The sequence below is a fragment of the Ruegeria sp. YTSA135 genome, assembly GCF_059610165.1.
Genome location: NZ_JBXWNC010000006.1, coordinates 66,841 through 85,658 on the forward strand (window position 1 = coordinate 66,841; position 18,818 = coordinate 85,658).

The 18,818-nt window shown below is 58.8% G+C and carries 15 protein-coding genes; 8 read left to right on the forward strand and 7 right to left on the reverse strand.

Translation table 11 applies throughout. The features are described from left to right. Nucleotides 1-310: 310 nt before the first annotated feature. Nucleotides 311-1,969, reverse strand: a complete 1,659-nt coding sequence (locus AC2FIT_RS09720; protein ID WP_496828942.1) for an NAD+ synthase — start codon at nucleotides 1,967-1,969, stop codon at nucleotides 311-313. A gap of 146 nt (nucleotides 1,970-2,115) precedes the next feature. Here AC2FIT_RS09720 and AC2FIT_RS09725 point away from each other — a divergent pair, with 146 nt between their 5' ends. After that, nucleotides 2,116-3,552 (forward strand): MORN repeat-containing protein, encoded by a 1,437-nt coding sequence (locus AC2FIT_RS09725; RefSeq protein ID WP_496828944.1) that lies wholly within the window; start codon nucleotides 2,116-2,118, stop codon nucleotides 3,550-3,552. Between the two features lie 4 nt (nucleotides 3,553-3,556). Here the strand turns inward: AC2FIT_RS09725 and AC2FIT_RS09730 are convergent, their stop codons facing one another. Further along, complete coding sequence (locus AC2FIT_RS09730; RefSeq protein WP_496828946.1) at nucleotides 3,557-4,222, reverse strand: SDR family NAD(P)-dependent oxidoreductase; 666 nt, start codon at nucleotides 4,220-4,222, stop codon at nucleotides 3,557-3,559. A gap of 287 nt (nucleotides 4,223-4,509) precedes the next feature. On the opposite strand from AC2FIT_RS09730, the gene AC2FIT_RS09735 reads away from it, so the two are divergent. Then, nucleotides 4,510-6,084: a 2-isopropylmalate synthase gene (locus AC2FIT_RS09735; RefSeq protein WP_496828949.1), complete on the forward strand. Its 1,575-nt coding sequence runs from the start codon at nucleotides 4,510-4,512 to the stop codon at nucleotides 6,082-6,084. A gap of 141 nt (nucleotides 6,085-6,225) precedes the next feature. On the opposite strand, the gene AC2FIT_RS09740 is transcribed toward AC2FIT_RS09735, so the two are convergent. Next, on the reverse strand, nucleotides 6,226-7,017 hold the full coding sequence (locus AC2FIT_RS09740) for a 23S rRNA (adenine(2030)-N(6))-methyltransferase RlmJ (RefSeq protein WP_496828951.1): 792 nt from the start codon (nucleotides 7,015-7,017) through the stop codon (nucleotides 6,226-6,228). Between the two features lie 154 nt (nucleotides 7,018-7,171). On the opposite strand from AC2FIT_RS09740, the gene AC2FIT_RS09745 reads away from it, so the two are divergent. The 6 genes from AC2FIT_RS09745 to AC2FIT_RS09770 are packed head-to-tail and all read left to right on the forward strand — an operon-like array spanning nucleotide 7,172 to nucleotide 13,733. Beyond that, on the forward strand, nucleotides 7,172-8,218 hold the full coding sequence (locus AC2FIT_RS09745; RefSeq protein ID WP_039523195.1) for a rod shape-determining protein: 1,047 nt from the start codon (nucleotides 7,172-7,174) through the stop codon (nucleotides 8,216-8,218). Nucleotides 8,219-8,274: 56 nt separating this feature from the next. Beyond that, entirely contained in the window at nucleotides 8,275-9,177 is a 903-nt protein-coding gene (gene mreC, locus AC2FIT_RS09750) for a rod shape-determining protein MreC (protein WP_068338220.1), read from the forward strand. After that, nucleotides 9,170-9,700 carry a rod shape-determining protein MreD gene (locus AC2FIT_RS09755; protein WP_496828953.1) on the forward strand — a complete coding sequence of 177 codons (531 nt, stop codon included), beginning with the start codon at nucleotides 9,170-9,172 and terminating at the stop codon, nucleotides 9,698-9,700. Before mreC ends, AC2FIT_RS09755 begins: the two co-directional genes overlap by 8 nt. Beyond that, entirely contained in the window at nucleotides 9,700-11,649 is a 1,950-nt protein-coding gene (gene mrdA / locus AC2FIT_RS09760; RefSeq protein ID WP_496828954.1) for a penicillin-binding protein 2, read from the forward strand. Before AC2FIT_RS09755 ends, mrdA begins: the two co-directional genes overlap by 1 nt. Beyond that, a complete protein-coding gene (gene rodA, locus AC2FIT_RS09765) occupies nucleotides 11,646-12,785 on the forward strand; it encodes a rod shape-determining protein RodA (protein ID WP_496828955.1) in 1,140 nt (379 codons plus the stop codon). The genes mrdA and rodA overlap by 4 nt, the downstream gene beginning before the upstream one ends. 15 nt (nucleotides 12,786-12,800) lie before the next feature. After that, nucleotides 12,801-13,733, forward strand: a complete 933-nt coding sequence (locus AC2FIT_RS09770) for a 2-hydroxyacid dehydrogenase (RefSeq protein WP_496828957.1) — start codon at nucleotides 12,801-12,803, stop codon at nucleotides 13,731-13,733. On the opposite strand, the gene AC2FIT_RS09775 is transcribed toward AC2FIT_RS09770, so the two are convergent. From AC2FIT_RS09775 to coaBC, 4 genes are all read right to left on the reverse strand, one after another. After that, nucleotides 13,730-15,745 (reverse strand): M3 family metallopeptidase, encoded by a 2,016-nt coding sequence (locus tag AC2FIT_RS09775; RefSeq protein WP_496828959.1) that lies wholly within the window; start codon nucleotides 15,743-15,745, stop codon nucleotides 13,730-13,732. The two genes, AC2FIT_RS09770 and AC2FIT_RS09775, sit on opposite strands and share 4 nt — an antisense overlap. Before the next feature lie 306 nt (nucleotides 15,746-16,051). Next, entirely contained in the window at nucleotides 16,052-17,119 is a 1,068-nt protein-coding gene (locus tag AC2FIT_RS09780; RefSeq protein ID WP_496828961.1) for a HesA/MoeB/ThiF family protein, read from the reverse strand. Beyond that, the gene (gene dut, locus AC2FIT_RS09785; RefSeq protein WP_496828963.1) at nucleotides 17,119-17,574 is read right to left on the reverse strand and encodes a dUTP diphosphatase; all 456 of its coding nucleotides are present in this window, start codon (nucleotides 17,572-17,574) and stop codon (nucleotides 17,119-17,121) included. The genes AC2FIT_RS09780 and dut overlap by 1 nt, the downstream gene beginning before the upstream one ends. Further along, nucleotides 17,574-18,785, reverse strand: a complete 1,212-nt coding sequence (gene coaBC, locus AC2FIT_RS09790) for a bifunctional phosphopantothenoylcysteine decarboxylase/phosphopantothenate--cysteine ligase CoaBC (RefSeq protein WP_496828965.1) — start codon at nucleotides 18,783-18,785, stop codon at nucleotides 17,574-17,576. The genes dut and coaBC overlap by 1 nt, the downstream gene beginning before the upstream one ends. Nucleotides 18,786-18,818: the final 33 nt, after the last annotated feature.

Below are 18,818 nucleotides of genomic sequence, written 5' to 3' on the forward strand. Positions count from 1 at the left end.
GTACCTTAAAGGCGGGTGAAGCGGCTTGTCGTATCTTTCATACATAATACCACCAAATCGTTAACTCATACGTCACACACATTACGCGCCGTGATCCGGAGCAATCGGAATTGGGGCACGCCGCCCACGGTTGGGGCGTCAATCAAGCAAAATGTGGCAAAAAAATGTCATAATTTCAAGACGTCAGCCTTAGAAAAGGCCCGGAAACACGAACACTACCACTCAATTACGAAACAATGTTTATTGATCCAAGGGCATTAATACCGATCATGAAACCCTGAATTGCCCTTTCAAAGCACGTCCATGCGCGTCAGCCCTGGTCGCGCCAACGGTTCACAATCGGATACCTGCGATCCAGCCAAAATGCGCGATGGGTCAAACGTGTTCCGGGGGCAGACTGAAAGCGTTTGTATTCGCTGATAAAGATCAGATGCTCGACCCGCCGCGCGTCAGCCTCATCGAAACCGGCGGCCACACAATCGGAAATCGAGCCTTCCTGATCGATCAGAATATTCAGAATCGCGTCCAGAACCGGGTAATCGGGCAGGCTGTCGCTGTCTTTCTGATCTTCACGCAGCTCGGCACTGGGGGGTTTATCGATGACTGTGGGGCGGATAACCTCGCCCTCTGGGCCCATCATCCAGTCGCGGTGGTTCGCGTTGCGCCATCGGCAGGTTTCGAACACGCGGGTTTTGTACAGATCCTTGATCGGATTATATCCGCCGTTCATGTCACCATAAATTGTGGCATAGCCCACGGCGACTTCGGACTTGTTACCCGTAGTCAACAGCATCTCGCCAAACTTGTTCGAGATTGCCATCAGCAACAGGCCACGCAATCGTGACTGGATGTTCTCTTCGGTCACGTCAGGTTCGTGGCTGGCAAAAAGCGAGGCCAGAGTGTCCGTCACCGCCGCCCGGCTGTCTGAAATCGGCACATAGTCATAATGAACGCCCAGCGCCTTTGCGACCGCCTCGGCATCATCCAAAGAGGCTTGGCTGGTGTATTCAGACGGCAGCATCACACAGCGGACATTCTCAGCCCCGATTGCGTCAACCGCTATGGTCGCGACCAAGGCAGAATCCACACCGCCCGAAAGCCCCAGCAGCGCCTTCTTGAACCCGGTTTTGCCCATATAGTCGCGTAAGGCCTGCACCATTGCGCGATAGTCCTGCTCCCATTCATCGGGCTGCAGCGCGATTTCGGCAGGCAGGATACGCCAGCCATCATCGCCGCGCTCAAGATCTATGTGGCTGATCGCTTCGTCAAAGATGGGCATGCGAAATGCCAGTTCGCCGCCAGGGTTCAGGCCGAAAGTCCCGCCATCAAAAACCTGGTCGTCCTGGCCGCCCACCATATTCAGGTAAATCAGCGGCAGACCAGTTTCGACGACACGCGCCACCATTTGATTAATCCGCACATCGTATTTGTTGCGGAAATAGGGCGAGCCATTGGGGATCAACAGGAATTCCGCCCCGGTTTCCTCAAGGGTTTCGGTCACATCAGAGTGCCAGCCATCTTCGCAAATCGGACTGCCTATGCGGGTATTCCCAACGGCATAGGGGCCGCCCAAAGGCCCGGAATCAAAAAGGCGCACCTCATCAAACACGGTTTCGTTGGGCAGATGGTGTTTCAGAACCTTGCTGCTGATCCGACCGCCTTTGAGGATCAGGTAGGCATTGTAAAGGCTACCATTCTCGACCCACGGGCCGCCAATCGCAACAGCCGGGCCGTCAGCGCATTCTTTGGCCAGGGCTTCGACCCGAGCCATCGCGGCCGAGTGGAATGTGGGCTTCATGACCAGGTCCTGCGTATTGTAACCGGTGATGAACATTTCGGGCAAAGCCACCAGATCCGCCCCGGCCTTGCGCGCCTGCTCCCACGCGGCCAACGCCTTGGCGGCATTTCCGTCAACATCCCCCACGGTGGGGTTTAATTGCGCCAGAGTGATGCGGAAGCGGTCGGCCATTGTGCTCTCATGATCTCGTCAGTCTTACTGCCATGTAGCAGATCGTTGCGCGAGTAAAAGGCAAATGCTGCAAAACTCGTTGCTCTGACCCCATCGGTACCTTAGTTTTGGTCGAAAGGATGAAAACCTGGCAGGCAGGACCAATCATGAACACTTTCCGCATTTCCATTGCCGCGTCAGCGATCGCTCTGATGGCCGCCGGCGCCACCGCACAGAACAGTCAGGTGATCACGAAAGATGATGAGGTCGGCGGCGTCTACGAGGGCACCTTCGAAAACGGGCTGCGCCACGGTACCGGAACCTATCGCCTGCCGAACGGGTTCGAATACACCGGCGAATGGTCCGAGGGTGAGATTCAGGGCCAGGGGATTGCCCGCTATGTCAACGGGTCTGTCTACGAAGGGACGTTTGCGAATGGCCAGCCCGAAGGGCGCGGCAAAATCATCTATGCCGACGGTGGCAGCTATGAAGGCGAGTGGTCCGATGGCACCATAAATGGTCAGGGCATAGCGATCTATGCCAATGGTGCGCGCTATGAAGGCGGCTTCCAGAACGCTAGGTATCACGGATCAGGCGTTCTGACCGACCCAAGCGGCTATAGCTATGACGGGGAGTGGGTCGACGGCGTCAAACAGGGCAAGGGCAAGATCACCTATGCCGAAGGCGGCGTTTACGAGGGCGATATAAAGGACGGTCAACGCCACGGCCAGGGCAGCCTGACCCTGCCTGACGGCATGACCTATGTGGGCGACTGGTCCGAAGATCGCATAACCGGAACAGGACGCTTGTCTTACGTGAATGGCGATGTCTACGAAGGCGCGCTTGTCGAAGGCCGCCGTCAGGGCAAGGGCAAGGTCATCTATGCAAACGGCGACGTCTACGAAGGTGACTACGACGACGACCTGCGCCACGGTCAGGGCACCTATACCGGGACCGACGGGTATGTATACACCGGCGAGTGGACCAATGGTCTGATCGAAGGCCTGGGCGAAGTGACCTATCCCGACGGCTCGATATACGTTGGGGATTTCAGGGCCGACCTGGCCGAAGGCAATGGCCGCATCACCTATACGGACGGATCGACATATGAAGGAGAGTGGATCGCGGGAGTAATCGAAGGCCAGGGTGTATCGACCTATCCCAATGGCACTGTCTACAAAGGTGAATTCAGGAATGCCAAGAACCACGGCAAAGGTGTTCTGACCTCAGCCAACGGCTATATCTATGACGGCGACTGGGTCGATGGACTGCGTCAGGGAACCGGTATGGCGACCTATCCCGATGGCACGGTTTACACCGGTGAATTCAACGACGGACAGCGACACGGGCAGGGTGAGATCGTCATGGCGAACGGCTTCAGCTATACTGGCCAGTGGACCGATGGCAAAATCACCGGCGATGGCGTCGCGACTTACCCAAGCGGAGACGTGTACGAAGGCAGCTTTGTCGATGCCAAGCGTCAGGGCAATGGCACCATGCGTTATGCCAATGGCGAAGTTGAAACCGGCGTTTGGGAAAACGGTGCGCTTGCGACGTCGACAGATGAGACGCCCGAGGTGGCGCCCGCGGACTCCGACGGCTAAGCCATCACCACGGCACGGGTTTTCCCGCCCAATCGAAAAACGCTCCGGTGTCCGCCGGGGTCAGGTGTTCCGTGACATTCAGGAGGTTTGCGGCGGCTTCATCCGGCTCAACCGCAGGGTGGCGACCAAGGTATTTGCGAGTGAACTCGGTTTTTACCGTACCGGGATGAAGGGCGACACAAATCGCCTGTTTATGCGTCCGCGCCAACTCAATAGAGGCGGTGTGTACAATCTGGTTCACGGCGGCCTTTGCCGCACGATAGCTGACCCATCCGCCCAGACGGTTGTCTCCAATCGAGCCGACCCGCGCCGAAAGCACCGCAAAAACCGCGCGACGGTCACGCGGCAACAGGCGCGCTGCGTGGCGCAGCACAAGTGCAGGCCCAACAGCGTTGAGTGCGAATTGATCCATCATCGCCTGCGCTGACAGAGTTTTGAAGGTCTTTTCCGGTTCTGACCCCTTTATCTCCAGCGCGCCCGAGGCAACGAAGATCAGGTCAAAAGGACCGGGGATTTCCTCCAAGATGAGATGAACGCGGTCAGGGTCAGTCAGGTCAATTCCGTCTGTCGAACGTGACAAGGCCGTCACAGCTACCCCTTGCCCGGTCAGCTGCTGGCAGACCGCCTGCCCGATTCCACCCGATGCGCCTATGATCAGTGCTTTTTCCATGGGGCATCACTTAGCCGTCTGCGCGGAAGGATCAATGTGGCGTATAAAAGAATCCCTCTTACCGCCTTTACGCTGCAAATGGGTCTTTTCATTCCAGGCAGGCGATGTATACATTCTGCCCATGATCAACCGCGCAGATATCCTTGTTGTCGACACCGCCCTTAGCGGTGCGTCGCTGCGTGGCCTACTGATCCTAATCCGCCTCTGAGCGTGCCAACCGGCGCGCCCGCTCAGAGGAGGACGCCCGCGCGCCATAGGCTTTAGGACAGAAGAAGAAAGAGATTCCCATGACCAACGTGACCGACCAAGACCGTGTCTTGATCTTTGACACCACTTTGCGCGACGGCGAGCAAAGCCCAGGCGCCACCATGACCCATGACGAAAAGCTCGAGATCGCCGAACTGCTGGACGAGATGGGCGTGGACATCATCGAAGCCGGCTTTCCCATCGCTTCCGAAGGTGATTTCAAGGCGGTGTCCGAGATTGCCCAGCGGTCGAAAAACAGCCGCATCTGCGGTCTCGCGCGCGCCAATTTCGCCGATATTGATCGCTGCTGGGAGGCTGTGAAACACGCCGAGAAGAACCGAATTCACACCTTCATCGGCACCTCGCCACTGCACCGCGCTATTCCGAACCTGACGCAGGACGAGATGGCCGATAAGATTCATGAAACGGTCAGCCACGCCCGCAACCTGTGTGAAAACGTGCAATGGTCGCCGATGGATGCGACACGGACGGAATGGGATTACCTGTGCCGCGTGATCGAGATTGCCATCAAGGCCGGTGCGACGACCATCAACATCCCCGACACTGTCGGCTATACCGCTCCGGTGGAAAGTGCCGATCTGATCAAGCGCCTGATCGAAACCGTGCCGGGCGCGGACGAAGTGATCTTTGCCACCCATTGCCACAACGATCTTGGCATGGCGACCGCGAACTCTCTGGCTGCTGTCGCGGGCGGCGCGCGGCAAATCGAATGCACGATCAACGGTCTGGGTGAACGCGCGGGCAACACCGCGTTGGAAGAGGTGGTGATGGCACTGCGCACCCGCAATGACATCATGCCGTGGAAGACGGGCATCGACACGACCAAGATCATGCACATCTCGCGCCGCGTCGCGACCGTGTCCGGCTTTAACGTGCAGTTCAACAAGGCAATCGTTGGCAAGAACGCGTTTGCCCATGAAAGCGGCATACATCAGGATGGCATGCTGAAGAACCGCGAAAACTTCGAAATCATGCGCCCCGAGGATATCGGCCTGTCCGGAACTTCTTTGCCATTGGGCAAGCATTCGGGCCGCGCGGCATTGCGAGACAAGTTGGAAACGCTGGGGTATGAGATCGGGGACAACCAGCTCAAGGATATTTTCGTGCGGTTCAAGGATCTGGCCGACCGAAAGAAAGAGGTCTTCGACGACGACCTCATCGCGCTGATGACGCTGGACGATGACGAAGCAAACGACCACCTGCAACTGGTTTCCATGAAAGTCACCTGCGGCACCGGTGGGAAGGCCGAAGCAACCGTTGAATTGGAAGTGGACGGCAAGGATGTCATCGCGACCGAACATGGGGACGGCCCGGTTGACGCGACATTCAAAGCGATACGCGCGATTTATCCCAACAAGGCCCATTTGCAGCTGTATCAGGTGCATGCGGTAACCGAGGGTACAGACGCACAGGCCACCGTTTCCGTACGTCTGGAAGAAGATGGTATGATCGCCACTGGTCAATCGGCCAACACGGATACGGTCGTTGCTTCGGCCAAAGCATATATCCACGCCCTCAACCGCCTGATTGTACGCCGCGAAAAAACCGGCCCCGGCTCAGACGCGCGCGAGATAAGCTACAAGGATCTGACCTAGACGCGACGGGCAATGGCTCCCGCACCCGCGGCGGCCCGGCTTCGCTGCCCCTTCTTGGGTTTTGCGCCCGGCAGCGCGCCAAGTTTTTTGTTCGCATCTATGATGCGGACGAACAAGGCGGGAGCAATCCGGAATTTTGAGTCAGTTTCGGAGCTCCTGGAACAAGCGTGTCAGGCGGGTTGCCTCGTCTTCGGTTCCGAAGGGTGCATTGACAATGAACATACCCGAGCCAACCATTCCGTGACCCTCGCGCACTGGATCAAACCGAACCTCGTGACAGACGGATTTTGGCAGGTTCTGCGACTTGAGTGCCGAAATCATGGCGCTGTGGCGTCCATCCCTTAGAACAGGATACCACAACACGATTACACCGACATTCCACTTGCGGTGCAGTTTGGAGATAACTCCGGGCAGGCGATCATATTCAGACTTTACCTCATAGCTCGGGTCAATCATCAGAACGCCGCGTCGCGGTGTAGGTGGTAACAAAGACTGTGCGAGTTCAAAGCCGTCCTGACGATAAACCTTGGCACCATACGGAGACATCATCATCGCCAATGCGGCGTGTTCCTGCGGGTGCAACTCGGCAAGGTGCAGACTGTCCTTGCCCCTCAGAATACTGGCAGCAATCATGGGTGAGCCCGGATAGGCCTCGGCCCCGTGCCGCTTTTGGACCGCTTGGATTGCGCGTTCCAAAGGGTGATCCGCGCAAAACCAACCCGCCTGCCGTACGCGCTGAATACCTGCTGCCGCCTCGCCTGTACGCAGCGCCTCGGGCGCGTTCAATTTGTACAAGCCACGTCCAGAGTGGGTCTCTATGTAGGTAAGTGGCTTGTCCTTTTGGGTCAGATAAGCAAACACCCATGCCAATAATGCGTGCTTTTGCACATCAGCCAGATTTCCAGCGTGGTAAATATGTTGATATGAGAGCATATTGCCTTCTAAAGTCCCACTTAATAAGGCGGAAAGGTGCTGATCGTCGCGGAATCAGCCCTTTTACCGGACGTGCTGGCACCCTATAAGTCATCCGTCCCGGAACCGTCGAGTCGCGGGCAGTAGAAAAACGACATACAGGATCAGGGGAATCATGGGGATCTTTGGCAATCTGGGCGGCCTGTTCACAGCGGACATGGCTATCGACCTTGGGACAGCGAACACGCTGGTTTATGTCAAAGGGCGCGGCGTCATCCTGTCTGAACCCTCTGTGGTTGCGTACCACGTAAAAGACGGCGTCAAGAAAGTGTTGGCCGTGGGCGAGGACGCCAAACTGATGCTTGGCCGGACCCCCGGCTCGATTGAGGCAATCCGCCCGATGCGCGAAGGCGTGATCGCCGATTTCGACACCGCGGAAGAGATGATCAAGCACTTCATCCGCAAGGTGCACAAACGCTCAACCTTTTCGAAACCCAAAATCATCGTCTGCGTCCCGCATGGCGCGACACCCGTTGAAAAACGCGCAATCCGCCAGTCGGTTCTATCCGCAGGCGCCCGGCGCGCGGGCCTGATCGCCGAACCAATTGCTGCTGCCATTGGCGCCGGCATGCCGATTACCGATCCGACCGGCAACATGGTCGTTGATATTGGCGGCGGTACGACTGAAGTGGCTGTTCTGTCGCTGGGTGACATTGTCTACGCGCGTTCGGTGCGTGTCGGTGGCGACCGGATGGATGAGGCCATCATCTCGTACCTGCGCCGCCAGCAGAACCTTCTGGTCGGTGAGTCGACCGCCGAGCGTATCAAAACCACCATCGGCACCGCCCGTATGCCCGACGATGGCCGGGGCCAGTCGATGCATATCCGGGGCCGCGACCTGTTGAACGGTGTGCCGAAAGAAATCGAGATCAGCCAGGCTCAGGTGGCCGAGGCACTGTCAGAGCCCGTCCAGCAGATTTGCGAGGCAGTGATGACCGCGCTTGAGACCACACCGCCTGATCTGGCAGCGGACATCGTGGACCGCGGTGTGATGCTGACCGGTGGCGGTGCGTTGCTGGGCGATCTGGATCTTGCCTTGCGCGAACAGACAGGTCTGGCCGTATCGATTGCCGACGAAAGCCTGAACTGTGTGGCTTTGGGCACCGGCAAGGCGCTGGAATACGAAAAACAACTGCGCCACGCGATTGACTACGAAAGCTAAGGCGCGCACCCTTTCGGGGTAACAACTCGGGCAAGAGCAGCACGGGAAGGAGTCCTGTGGCAAAGGACCGATCACAGCGCGACGAATACACAACCCCCCTCCGCCGCCTGCTTGTGGGGATTGTGGTGCTGTGCCTGCTTGGCATCTTTCTGGTCTGGCGCATCGACAGCCCCCGCGTGGAAAGGTTCCGTGCGCAAGTCGTGGACCGGGTGGTTCCTTCGATGGAATGGGCGATGGTTCCGGTCACCGCCGTGGTCAATCTCGCCCGCGATTTCCAAAGCTATCAGCGCCTGAGCGAACAGAACCAGGAATTGCGCAGCGAACTGCGCCTGATGCGCGCCTGGAAAGAGGCCGCGTTGCAGTTAGAGCAGGAAAATGCCCGGCTGCTGGACCTGAACAACGTACGTCTTGATCCCCGCCTGACCTATATCACCGGTGTTGTGATGGCCGACAGCGGATCACCTTTTCGGCAATCGGTTCTGCTGAACGTGGGCGAGCGTGACGGCATCACCGACGGGTGGGCCACGATGGATGGGATCGGCGTGGTCGGACGGATCTCTGGTGTGGGTCCGGATACAGCAAGGGTGATCTTGCTGACCGACGCCTCAAGCGCGATCCCGGCCACCATCCAGCCGTCGGGCCAAACCGCACTGATCACCGGTGATAACACGCCTGCACCCGCTGTTGAGTTCCTTGAGAACCGGGAACTCGTGCGCCCCGGCGACCGTGTGGTGACCTCGGGCGATGGCGGAGTTTTCCCAGGCGGCCTGCTGATCGGTCAGATCACCGCCGACCCCGGGGGTCGCCTGCGGGTGCGCCTTTCGGCAGATTTCGAACGTCTCGAGTTCCTTCGGGTGCTGCGGTACAAATCTGCCCCCCCGATCCGCGATCCCGGAGATATTGTTGGCCCCGGAACCCCCGAAACGGCGCTTAACCCGGCGGAGGTCGGGGATGGATAGCCCAACCTCTCAGCTTTGGTCCAAACGGGTGCTGTATCTTTTTCTGGCCATGTTGATCTTGTTTCTTCACCTTCTTCCGCTGGATACGCAACCGGACCGCTGGCCGTTTCCTGACCTTCTGATCGCCCTGACCTTCGCATGGGTGCTGCGACGGCCTGAATATGTTCCGACACTTCTTGTGGCCTTTGTGATGCTGATGGCAGACCTGTTGCTGCAACGCCCACCCGGACTATTGGCGGCGCTGGTCGTACTGGGCGCGTCCTACCTGCGTTCGGCTGCGCACGGAATGCGCGATTTGGGCTTTGTTGGTGAATGCTCGACTGTCGCAGTGGTTGTCACAGCGGTTTTCATGCTGAATCGTGTGATTCTTGCTATCCTATCTGTGCAACAAGCAGCATTTGGCCCGCTGGTGATACAACTGGTTCTGACAATCGCAGTTTATCCGCTGATCGTTCTGCTCAGCCAGAACATCTTTGGTGTACGGCGTGCCTCTGTATCCAATAACAGTATAGTGGGGGCGTGATGAAACAGCGCAAACCCAAAGCCCAAGGTCTCGCTTACAAACGCCTGCCCCGACGGGCGCTGATCCTTGGCGGGCTACAGGCCGCGTTTATTGGCGGGTTGGCGGCCCGGATGCGGTTCATGCAAGTCGAGCAGGCCGATGAATACCGTCTGCTAGCCGAGGAAAACCGGATCAACATCCGCTTGATCCCGCCAACTCGTGGCCGGATTTACGACCGGAACGGCGAGATTATTGGCCAGAACTCCCCCTCTTACCGCATTGTCATGGTGCGCGAGGACGCCGGAGATGTCGATCAGGTGATTGCCAAACTCTCGGAACTGATCCCTCTGACCTCAGATGAAATAGAGCGCGCCAAGGCAGAGATGCGGCGCTCGGCACCTTTTCTGCCGGTCACCCTTGCTGATCAGGTCACCTGGGCCGATATATCCAAAGTCGCCGTCAACGCCCCGGCCCTGCCCGGCGTGATCCCCGAAGTCGGTCAAACCCGGCAATATCCCCGCTATGAAGATTTCGCCCATGTGGTCGGTTATGTCGGCCCGGTCAGTGACTATGATCTTAGCCAGATCGCCGACCCCGAACCGGTGCTGCGCATTCCCCGGTTCCAGATCGGCAAGGTGGGGCTCGAGGCCAAGCAAGAGGGCGCTTTGCGCGGCAAAGCCGGTGCCAAGCGTGTCGAGGTCAACGCCACTGGCCGCGTTATGCGCGAGCTGGACCGGCAAGAAGGCGAGGCCGGTGCTGATCTGCAGCTCTCGGTCGATGCCGACTTGCAACAATATGCGCAGGCCCGACTGGCCGGAGAAAGCGCCGCCGCCGTTGTCATCGACTGCGAGACCGGTGATATCCGGGCCATAAGCTCGGCCCCCAGTTTCGACCCGAATCTTTTCGTGCGTGGCATTTCGGTGGCCGATTACCGGGCGCTGACGCAGGACAATTACCGCCCACTGGCAAACAAGTCTGTTCAGGGCACGTACCCGCCGGGATCAACCTTCAAGATGATCACCGCCATGGCCGCGCTTGAGGCCGGCGTGATCGGGCCTTCGAACACTGTCTACTGCCCTGGTCACCTTAAAGTCGGCAGCCGCCGCTTTCATTGCTGGAAACGTGGCGGGCACGGAACGGTCGATCTGAATCTGTCACTGAAACGCAGTTGCGACGTCTACTATTACGACGTGGCGCTGCGCACCGGAATCGACAATATTTCCGAGATGGCTCGCATTTTCGGTCTGGGTGTCAAACACGACATCCCAATGTCCGCAGTCGCCGCTGGCTTGGCCCCGAACCAAGAGTGGAAGGAACGTGTTCACGGGCAAAGCTGGCTGACTGGCGACACGGCAAATGCGTCGATCGGTCAGGGGTTCATGCTGGCCTCACCACTGCAACTGGCCGTCATGACGGCACGGATCGCCACGGGGCGCGCTGTAAAACCGCGTTTGGTGCGATCGGTAAACGGGGTTGAACAACCCTCTGGCGCGGGTGAGCCGCTGGCCGTCAGCCCGACCAATCTGGAATTCATACGCAAGGCCATGTTCGCGGTTTCAAACGACCGCGGAGGTACAGCCTATCGCAGTCGTATCATCGCCGATGACCTTCGCATGGCAGGCAAGACCGGCACCAGTCAGGTCCGCAACATCACCAAAGCCGAACGGGCCGCCGGTGTGATCCGCAACGAGGATCTGCCATGGGAGCGCCGCGACCACGCGCTGTTTGTCAGCTTTGCCCCATATGACAATCCGAAATTTGCCGTGGCGGTCGTGGTCGAGCATGGCGGTGGCGGGTCCAAGGCGGCGGCCCCGGTGGCCCGCGATATCATGCTGCAGGCGTTGTACAACGGAACGCCCCCGCTTGAAGCCTATCCGGTAGCTGACCGCGAAAAAATCAAGGAACAGCAAAAGAGGCTGGAGGGCGACCGTCGTCCCAAGGCGCGTCCGACCGAGAAGGACCGCGCATGAGCTATCTTGAATACGCCGTCAAATCCACGCCATCGGGGTTTCGAAAGTTCCTGTATATGAACTGGCCGCTGACTCTGTTGTTGATCAGCGTGGCCAGTGCAGGGTTCCTGATGCTGTATTCCGTGGCCGGCGGGTCGTGGACCCCGTGGGCCGAGCCGCAGATGGAGCGCTTTGGTCTGGGCCTCGCGGTCATGTTCATCGTTGCGCTGGTCCCGATCTGGTTCTGGCGGAATATGTCTGTGCTGGCCTATCTGATCTCAATCGCCCTGCTGGTGTTTGTTGAGTTCTTCGGCACCGTCGGCATGGGTGCCCAACGGTGGATTGACCTTGGTTTCATGCGGCTACAACCTTCCGAGGTCATGAAAGTTGCTCTCGTCATGGTTCTGGCTGCCTACTACGACTGGTTGCCATCTCATAAAACGTCGCGCCCATTGTGGGTTCTTATCCCCGTCATCCTGGTCCTGATCCCGACTTTCTTTGTTCTGAAACAGCCCGACCTTGGCACGTCGATCCTGCTGCTGGCAGCGGGCGGAGGGCTGATGTTTCTGGCCGGTGTCCACTGGGCTTATTTCGCTGCTGTCATCGCAGCCGTGGTGGGCCTGATTGCCACGGTATTCAACAGCCGGGGGACCGACTGGCAATTGCTCAAGGATTATCAGTTCCGACGGATCGATACCTTCCTTGATCCTTCGACTGATCCGTTAGGGGCCGGATATCACATTACCCAGTCCAAGATCGCGCTGGGGTCCGGTGGCTGGAACGGGCGCGGGTTCATGCAGGGCACGCAGTCGCGGCTGAATTTCCTGCCCGAAAAACACACCGACTTTATCTTCACGACGCTGGCAGAGGAATTCGGCTTTGTCGGCGGCATTACCCTGCTGACACTATATGCTCTGATCCTCGTGTTCTGTCTCGTCACGGCGTTGTCTACCAAGGATCGCTTTTCGTCACTGGTGACATTGGGCATCGCGCTGAACTTTTTCCTGTTTTTTTCCGTCAACATGTCGATGGTCATGGGCTTGGCTCCGGTTGTCGGTGTACCGCTGCCGATGGTCAGCTATGGTGGCTCGGCCATGCTGGTTCTGATGGCTGCATTTGGCATCGTTCAAAGCGCCCATATCCACCGCCCCCGCTGATTTGAAAGGTCTTTTATGCCCGTGAACGTCCTGTTTTCCGCGCGCCCCGAACTGTGGCCCGTGTACGAGCCCCTGCTGGCCAAGGGCCTGACCGAAGCCGGGCTGGACTTCTGCCTTGGGACGGAATTCGCACCGGATCAGGTGGACTACGTCGTCTATGCCCCGAATGCAGGGTTGATGGACTTTACCCCCTACACCCGGCTGAAAGCGGTACTCAGCCTTTGGGCCGGGGTTGAACAGATTGCGGGCAATGCGACGCTGACCGTACCGCTGGCACGGATGGTGGATCACGGTTTGACGCAAGGCATGACGGAATGGGTGGTGGGGCACGTGCTGCGTTATCACCTTGGCATGGATCACCACATAACAGTTCAGGATGGGGTTTGGACCCCTGACGCACCACCTTTGGCCAGTGAACGTCAGGTTTGCATTCTTGGCCTTGGCGCGTTGGGTGAAGCCGCTGCACGGGCGTTGGCCGCATTGAATTTTGATGTCACCGGTTGGAGCCGAACGGCCAAGGCTATCCCGGGTGCCAATTGCCTGTATGGCGAGGATGGGTTGCTGGCCGCCTTGTCACAAGCCGAGATCGCCGTGCTGCTGTTGCCGGATACACCAGCGACAGAGAATACTCTGAACAGCAAAACTCTGGCCCTGTTGCCCAAGGGGGCGTGTATCATCAACCCCGGTCGGGGGCCGTTGATCGACGATAACGCCTTGCTTCACGCGCTGAACACGGGACAGGTCGGGCACGCCACACTTGACGTGTTCCGGGTCGAGCCGTTGCCACCGGACCACCCTTACTGGGCCCATCCGAACGTCACGGTCACACCGCATATCGCGTCAGAAACCCGTCCCGTCACAGCGGCACAGGTGATCTGTGAGAACATCCGCCGAGGAGAGGAAGGCGAACCCTTCCTGCACCTCGTGGATCGGACGTTAGGATACTAGGCCGCGATCAACCCGCGGCCTTTCAACAGCGCTTCGACACCCGGCAACCTGCCCCGGAAGGCCAGATACAGGTCTTCGGCCTCGCGCGAACCGCCGGTGGACAGAATGTTTTCTTCCAACGCCTTGGCGCGTTCCGGGTCAAAGGCGCCGCCCGCTTCTTCAAACGCGGCAAAGGCGTCGGCGTCCATGACCTCGGACCACATGTAGCTGTAGTAGCCCGCGCTATATCCGTCGCCAGCAAAGACATGGGCAAAATGCGGTGTGGCGTGCCGCATACGAATGGCCCGCGGCATACCGATTTCGGTCAGAACCTCAGCCTGTTTCGCCATCGGATCAGCCGGGGCTGCGCCCTCATGGAACGCCAGATCCACCAGGGCCGAGGCGACATATTCCACCGTCTGAAACCCTTGATCAAAATTGGCGGCCTTCAGCACTTTCTCCAACATGTCCTGTGGCATCGCTTCGCCGGTTTCGGCATGGGTTGCGAATTCGGCCAGAACCTCGGGGACTTCCAGCCAGTGTTCATAAAGCTGGCTGGGCAACTCGACGAAATCACGCGCCACGCTGGTGCCCGAAATGCTTTCATAGGTCACATTGGACAACATCTGATGCAGCGCATGGCCGAATTCGTGAAACAGCGTCCGTGCGTCATCGTAAGACAGCAGCGCGGGATCACCTTTGGCAAAGTTGCACACATTGATCACGACCGGCGCCTGCACCTTGGGGAACTTGGCCTGCGACCGCATTGCACTGCACCACGCGCCCGAGCGTTTCGATCCCCGTGCAAAATAGTCACCGATGAACACTGCGATGTGCTGCCCGTCTCGCGTGACTTCCCACGCGCGACAATCCGCGTGATAGAGCGGCACGTCCAGCGGTGCGAATTCAAGCCCGAACAGCCGGTTGGCGCAGGCAAAGGCCGCCTCAATCATTCGATCAAGCTGCAGGTACGGCTTTAGTGCCGCTTCATCCAGATCATGCTCGGCCTTGCGGCGTTTCTCAGCGTAATAGCGCCAGTCCCACGCTTCCAGCGGACCGTTGACACCATCTTCCTGCATCATCTGCGTCAGGATTTCGGCATCCGCATCAGCACGCGCCTTGGCTGGCTTCCACACCTGCAAAAGCAGATCACGGACCTTGTCGGGCGTACGTGCCATTTCGGTTTCCAACTTGAAATCGGCAAAACTGTCATAGCCCAACAACTTTGCGCGTTCTTCCCGCAGGGTCAGGATTTCAGCAGCAATCGCCCGGTTATCCGTCTCACCGCCATTTGCGCCTCGCGCAGTCCAGGCCCGATACGCCTTTTCCCGTAGGTCTCGCCGCGGCGAAAACTGTAAAAACGGCACAATCAAAGAGCGCGATAGCGTCACAACCGGCCCTTTCCCGTTTTTTTCCTGCCCCGCCGCGCGCGCAGCATCCACCACAAAATCAGGCAGGCCGATCAGATCAGCCTCGGACAGGTCCATGTACCAGTCCCGTTCATCGGCCAGCAGGTTCTGTGTAAAGGATGTCCCCAATGAGGCCAGCCGCGCCTTAATATCCTGCATCCGCGCGTCCGCATCCCCTTCCAACGCGGCACCTGCACGGACAAACCCGCGATGTGCCAGCATCAGCACACGCGCCTGTTCCTCGGTCAAGTTCAGGTCGTCTTTACGCGCCCACAGATCCGCAACTCTTTGAAACAAAGCTTTATTCGACGATATACCCGAGAAATGCGCAGCCAGTTTGGGCGAGAAGTCCCGCTGTAACTTCTCCCGTGCCGGATTGCTGTCAGCCCCAGCGACGGTGAAAAACACCGAAAGCACCTTGTCCATCTGTTCGCCTGCTGCCTCAAGCGCCTCGATCGTGTTCGCGAATGTGGGCGTATCCGGGTTGTTGGCGATCTCGTCGATTTCAGCGTTGTGGGCCTGCATGGCCTGTTCCAACGCAGGTGTAAAATCGTCATCGGAAATGGCGTTGAACGGGGCGATTTCAAACGGCGTGGTCCAGTCGGACAAGATCAGGTTGGTCATGCAGCTCTCCTTTACCGGTGAAGCTAGGGAGGCTACCCCGGATGGTCCAGAGGTGGCGGACCAATCGCCGCAAATTCTGTCACTCTGCTTTTTGCGCAAACCCATCGCGGTACGCGTCGTCACCTGAAAGGCAGACGTGACATGAGAGAGTGAAATAGCGGCTGCAGGTTAAGCAACAGCAGGACTATCGCGACTGCGCTGGCAACGTTCTTATCGCCAATCTGGACGCTGTCCCAAGCTGGGTGCTCCCGCCTCCGCAGCGCGCATCGAAGATGCGCCTTGGCGGCGTTGGGCCGGGCCGCGCGCTTACGCGCCCGGCGTCTTCGCCCGGTCTTCAGACCCTGCGCAGATCGGGCAATCGGCACGGCGTGACAGGCTGATCTTGCGGCTTTCGCCATAAAGCGCATCGTAGATCAGCATTTCGCCACGCAAAGCCTGACCAGCGCCAGTGATCACTTTTATCGCCTCAACCGCCATCATCGAACCTACCACACCGGGCAGCGGGCCAATGACCCCGGCCTCGGCGCAGGAGGGTGCAAGGCCGGGCGCAGGTGCCTTGGGAAAGATGCACTGATAACAGGGCGCTCCGTTGGCCGGGTCAAAGACGCTGAGCTGCCCCTCCCACTGCGACAGCGCACCAGAGATCAGCGGCTTACCCAGGGCTACGGCTGTACGGTTGGCGAGGTAGCGGGTTTCAAAATTGTCTGTGCCGTCAAGGATCACATCGAAATCCGCAAACAGATCGGATGCGATTTCATCGGTCAATCGGCGGTTGTAGGGCAAAACCGTAACCTTTGGGTTCTGCGCCTGCATTGCCTGTTGCGCCGAAAACACCTTGGGCATTCCGATATCGGCATCGCGGTGGATCACCTGCCGTTGCAGGTTGGCGTTTTCGACCTCATCATCGTCGATCACGCCGATCGTACCCACCCCGGCAGCAGCCAGATACTGCAGAGCAGGCGCACCCAGCCCACCGGCCCCGATGACCAACACCCGTGCCTGCTTCATCTGTTTCTGACCTGGGCCGCCCAGCTCGCGCAGGACGATATGGCGGGCATAGCGCTCAAGCTCAGTTTCTGAGAACTGGCCGGGTGGCGTCATATTCCGTTCCGAGGTCGGCGCGGCGCGATTGCGCAGCGCCCTCAGAACCTGCCTGTATATTAATATCAGCAGCGCGGCACCGCCCAGTAAAAGCCAAGGCGCCGCAGAACCGCCCGTCACCGCGCGTAAGGGGTGGCCGACGGGCAAAACCAGCTGTGCCAGAACGACACCCACCAACAGAACCGCGACCGACATCATACGTGCCGTCCGGGACACACCGGCAATATAGCCAATACCCCAGAGAGCTGCCGCTAGGATCAGAACCAGCAACATTAGCCGCGCCCGGTCGAGCCAAAGCCGCCAGCACCGCGCGCGGTATCGCTGAGCGACTCGGCTGCGTCGAACCGGGCCTGAACAACCGGCGCAACGACCAGTTGGGCAATCCGTTCACCATGGGTGATCTCGAATACCTCCTGCCCTGCGTTCAGGACAATCACGCCTAATGGGCCGCGATAGTCGCTGTCTATCGTGCCCGGCGTGTTGGGCAGCGTAATGCCGTGTTTGAGCGCAAGTCCCGATCGAGGGCGCACCTGCACTTCGAACCCCTGCGGGATTTCGATACGCAATCCAGTGGGCACCAGGGTACGCTGCCCAGGTTCAAGCGTGATCGCCGCGCCGTCTGGCAGGTTGGCGCGAACATCTGCGCCGGCCGCACCCGTAGTTTCATAGGACGGCAGGGGAACCGACGGATCAGCGCCTTCCTCGCGAATTACACGAATTGCAACCATCACTGCTCCTCTTGTTTGCTGATCAAAGCGTCAGCGATCTTGCGCGCCAATCGCTCTGCCACGGCGTCCTTACCCATACGGGGCCATTCTTCGGCGCCCAAATGGGAAATCAGAGTCACCGCATTTTCGGACCCGCCCATTATACCCGTCGCCGGACTGACATCATTGGCAACGATCCAGTCGCAGCCCTTGCGGTCCCGTTTGGCTGTTGCGTGTTCGATTACATCGTCCGTCTCAGCAGCAAAGCCTACAACCAGTGGTGGTCGTCCGGTTTTAAGATGCGCGACGCGTTTGAGGATGTCCGGATTCTCGGCAAATTCCAGCGCTGGCATTCCGTCCCGGCTTTTCTTCAGCTTCTTGTCCGATGCTCCAACCACCTGCCAATCTGCAACCGCCGCAGCAAACACCGCCGCGTCAACCGGCAGCGCGGCGTCCACGGCGTCTGACATTTGCTGTGCAGTTTCAACCCGCGTAACCTGCACACCTTCGGGCGGGGCAACATCCGCAGGACCGGTTACAAACACCACTTCAGCTCCCAACGCGGTCAACGCCCGGGCAACAGCCGTTCCCTGCGCCCCGGATGATCGGTTGGCGATATAGCGCACCGGATCAATCGGCTCATGCGTTGGGCCCGAGGTCACGAGAACGCGCTTGCCGCGCAACGGACCGGCGCCAAGTTCGGTTTCAATCGCCGCAACAATCTCTAGCGGTTCTGACATGCGACCGGGGCCGTATTCACCGCAGGCCATGTCGCCCTCATTCGGGCCAATAAAGCGGACACCATCCGCTTGCAATTGTTTCAGATTTCTCTGAGTTGCCGGGTGATCCCACATCCGCACATTCATGGCTGGCGCGCACAGAACGCGCGTATCGGTCGCCATCAACAAGGTCGAAGCCAGATCGTTCGCCAACCCTGCAACCATCTTGCCCATCAGGTCGGCCGTGGCCGGGGCCACAACGATCAAATCGGCTGAACGAGACAGCTGAATATGGCCCATCTCAGCCTCGTCCGTCAGGTCGAACAGGTCGCGATAGGTTTTCTCTCCGGCAAGGGCCGACACAGAAAGCGGTGTCACAAATTCCTCTGCCGCGCGGGTCAAGACAGGCGTGACTTTGGCACCGCGTTCGCGCAGACGCCGGATCAGATCCAGTGATTTATAGGCCGCGATCCCACCGCCAATGATCAGCAGAATGCGTTTCGATGCCAGCATGTTGACCCCTTCCCGTCCAGCTCGGCCCTGACA

What these genes read in the sequence shown, in the direction of transcription:
- AC2FIT_RS09720 (WP_496828942.1), bottom strand. Translation starts at nt 1,969, where the DNA reads ATGGCCGACCGCTTCCGCATCACTCTGGCGCAATTAAACCCCACCGTG.
- AC2FIT_RS09725 (WP_496828944.1), top strand. Translation starts at nt 2,116, where the DNA reads ATGAACACTTTCCGCATTTCCATTGCCGCGTCAGCGATCGCTCTGATG.
- AC2FIT_RS09730 (WP_496828946.1), bottom strand. Translation starts at nt 4,222, where the DNA reads ATGGAAAAAGCACTGATCATAGGCGCATCGGGTGGAATCGGGCAGGCG.
- AC2FIT_RS09735 (WP_496828949.1), top strand. Translation starts at nt 4,510, where the DNA reads ATGACCAACGTGACCGACCAAGACCGTGTCTTGATCTTTGACACCACT.
- AC2FIT_RS09740 (WP_496828951.1), bottom strand. Translation starts at nt 7,017, where the DNA reads ATGCTCTCATATCAACATATTTACCACGCTGGAAATCTGGCTGATGTG.
- AC2FIT_RS09745 (WP_039523195.1), top strand. Translation starts at nt 7,172, where the DNA reads ATGGGGATCTTTGGCAATCTGGGCGGCCTGTTCACAGCGGACATGGCT.
- AC2FIT_RS09755 (WP_496828953.1), top strand. Translation starts at nt 9,170, where the DNA reads ATGGATAGCCCAACCTCTCAGCTTTGGTCCAAACGGGTGCTGTATCTT.
- mrdA (WP_496828954.1), top strand. Translation starts at nt 9,700, where the DNA reads ATGAAACAGCGCAAACCCAAAGCCCAAGGTCTCGCTTACAAACGCCTG.
- rodA (WP_496828955.1), top strand. Translation starts at nt 11,646, where the DNA reads ATGAGCTATCTTGAATACGCCGTCAAATCCACGCCATCGGGGTTTCGA.
- AC2FIT_RS09770 (WP_496828957.1), top strand. Translation starts at nt 12,801, where the DNA reads ATGCCCGTGAACGTCCTGTTTTCCGCGCGCCCCGAACTGTGGCCCGTG.
- AC2FIT_RS09775 (WP_496828959.1), bottom strand. Translation starts at nt 15,745, where the DNA reads ATGACCAACCTGATCTTGTCCGACTGGACCACGCCGTTTGAAATCGCC.
- AC2FIT_RS09780 (WP_496828961.1), bottom strand. Translation starts at nt 17,119, where the DNA reads ATGTTGCTGGTTCTGATCCTAGCGGCAGCTCTCTGGGGTATTGGCTAT.
- dut (WP_496828963.1), bottom strand. Translation starts at nt 17,574, where the DNA reads ATGGTTGCAATTCGTGTAATTCGCGAGGAAGGCGCTGATCCGTCGGTT.
- coaBC (WP_496828965.1), bottom strand. Translation starts at nt 18,785, where the DNA reads ATGCTGGCATCGAAACGCATTCTGCTGATCATTGGCGGTGGGATCGCG.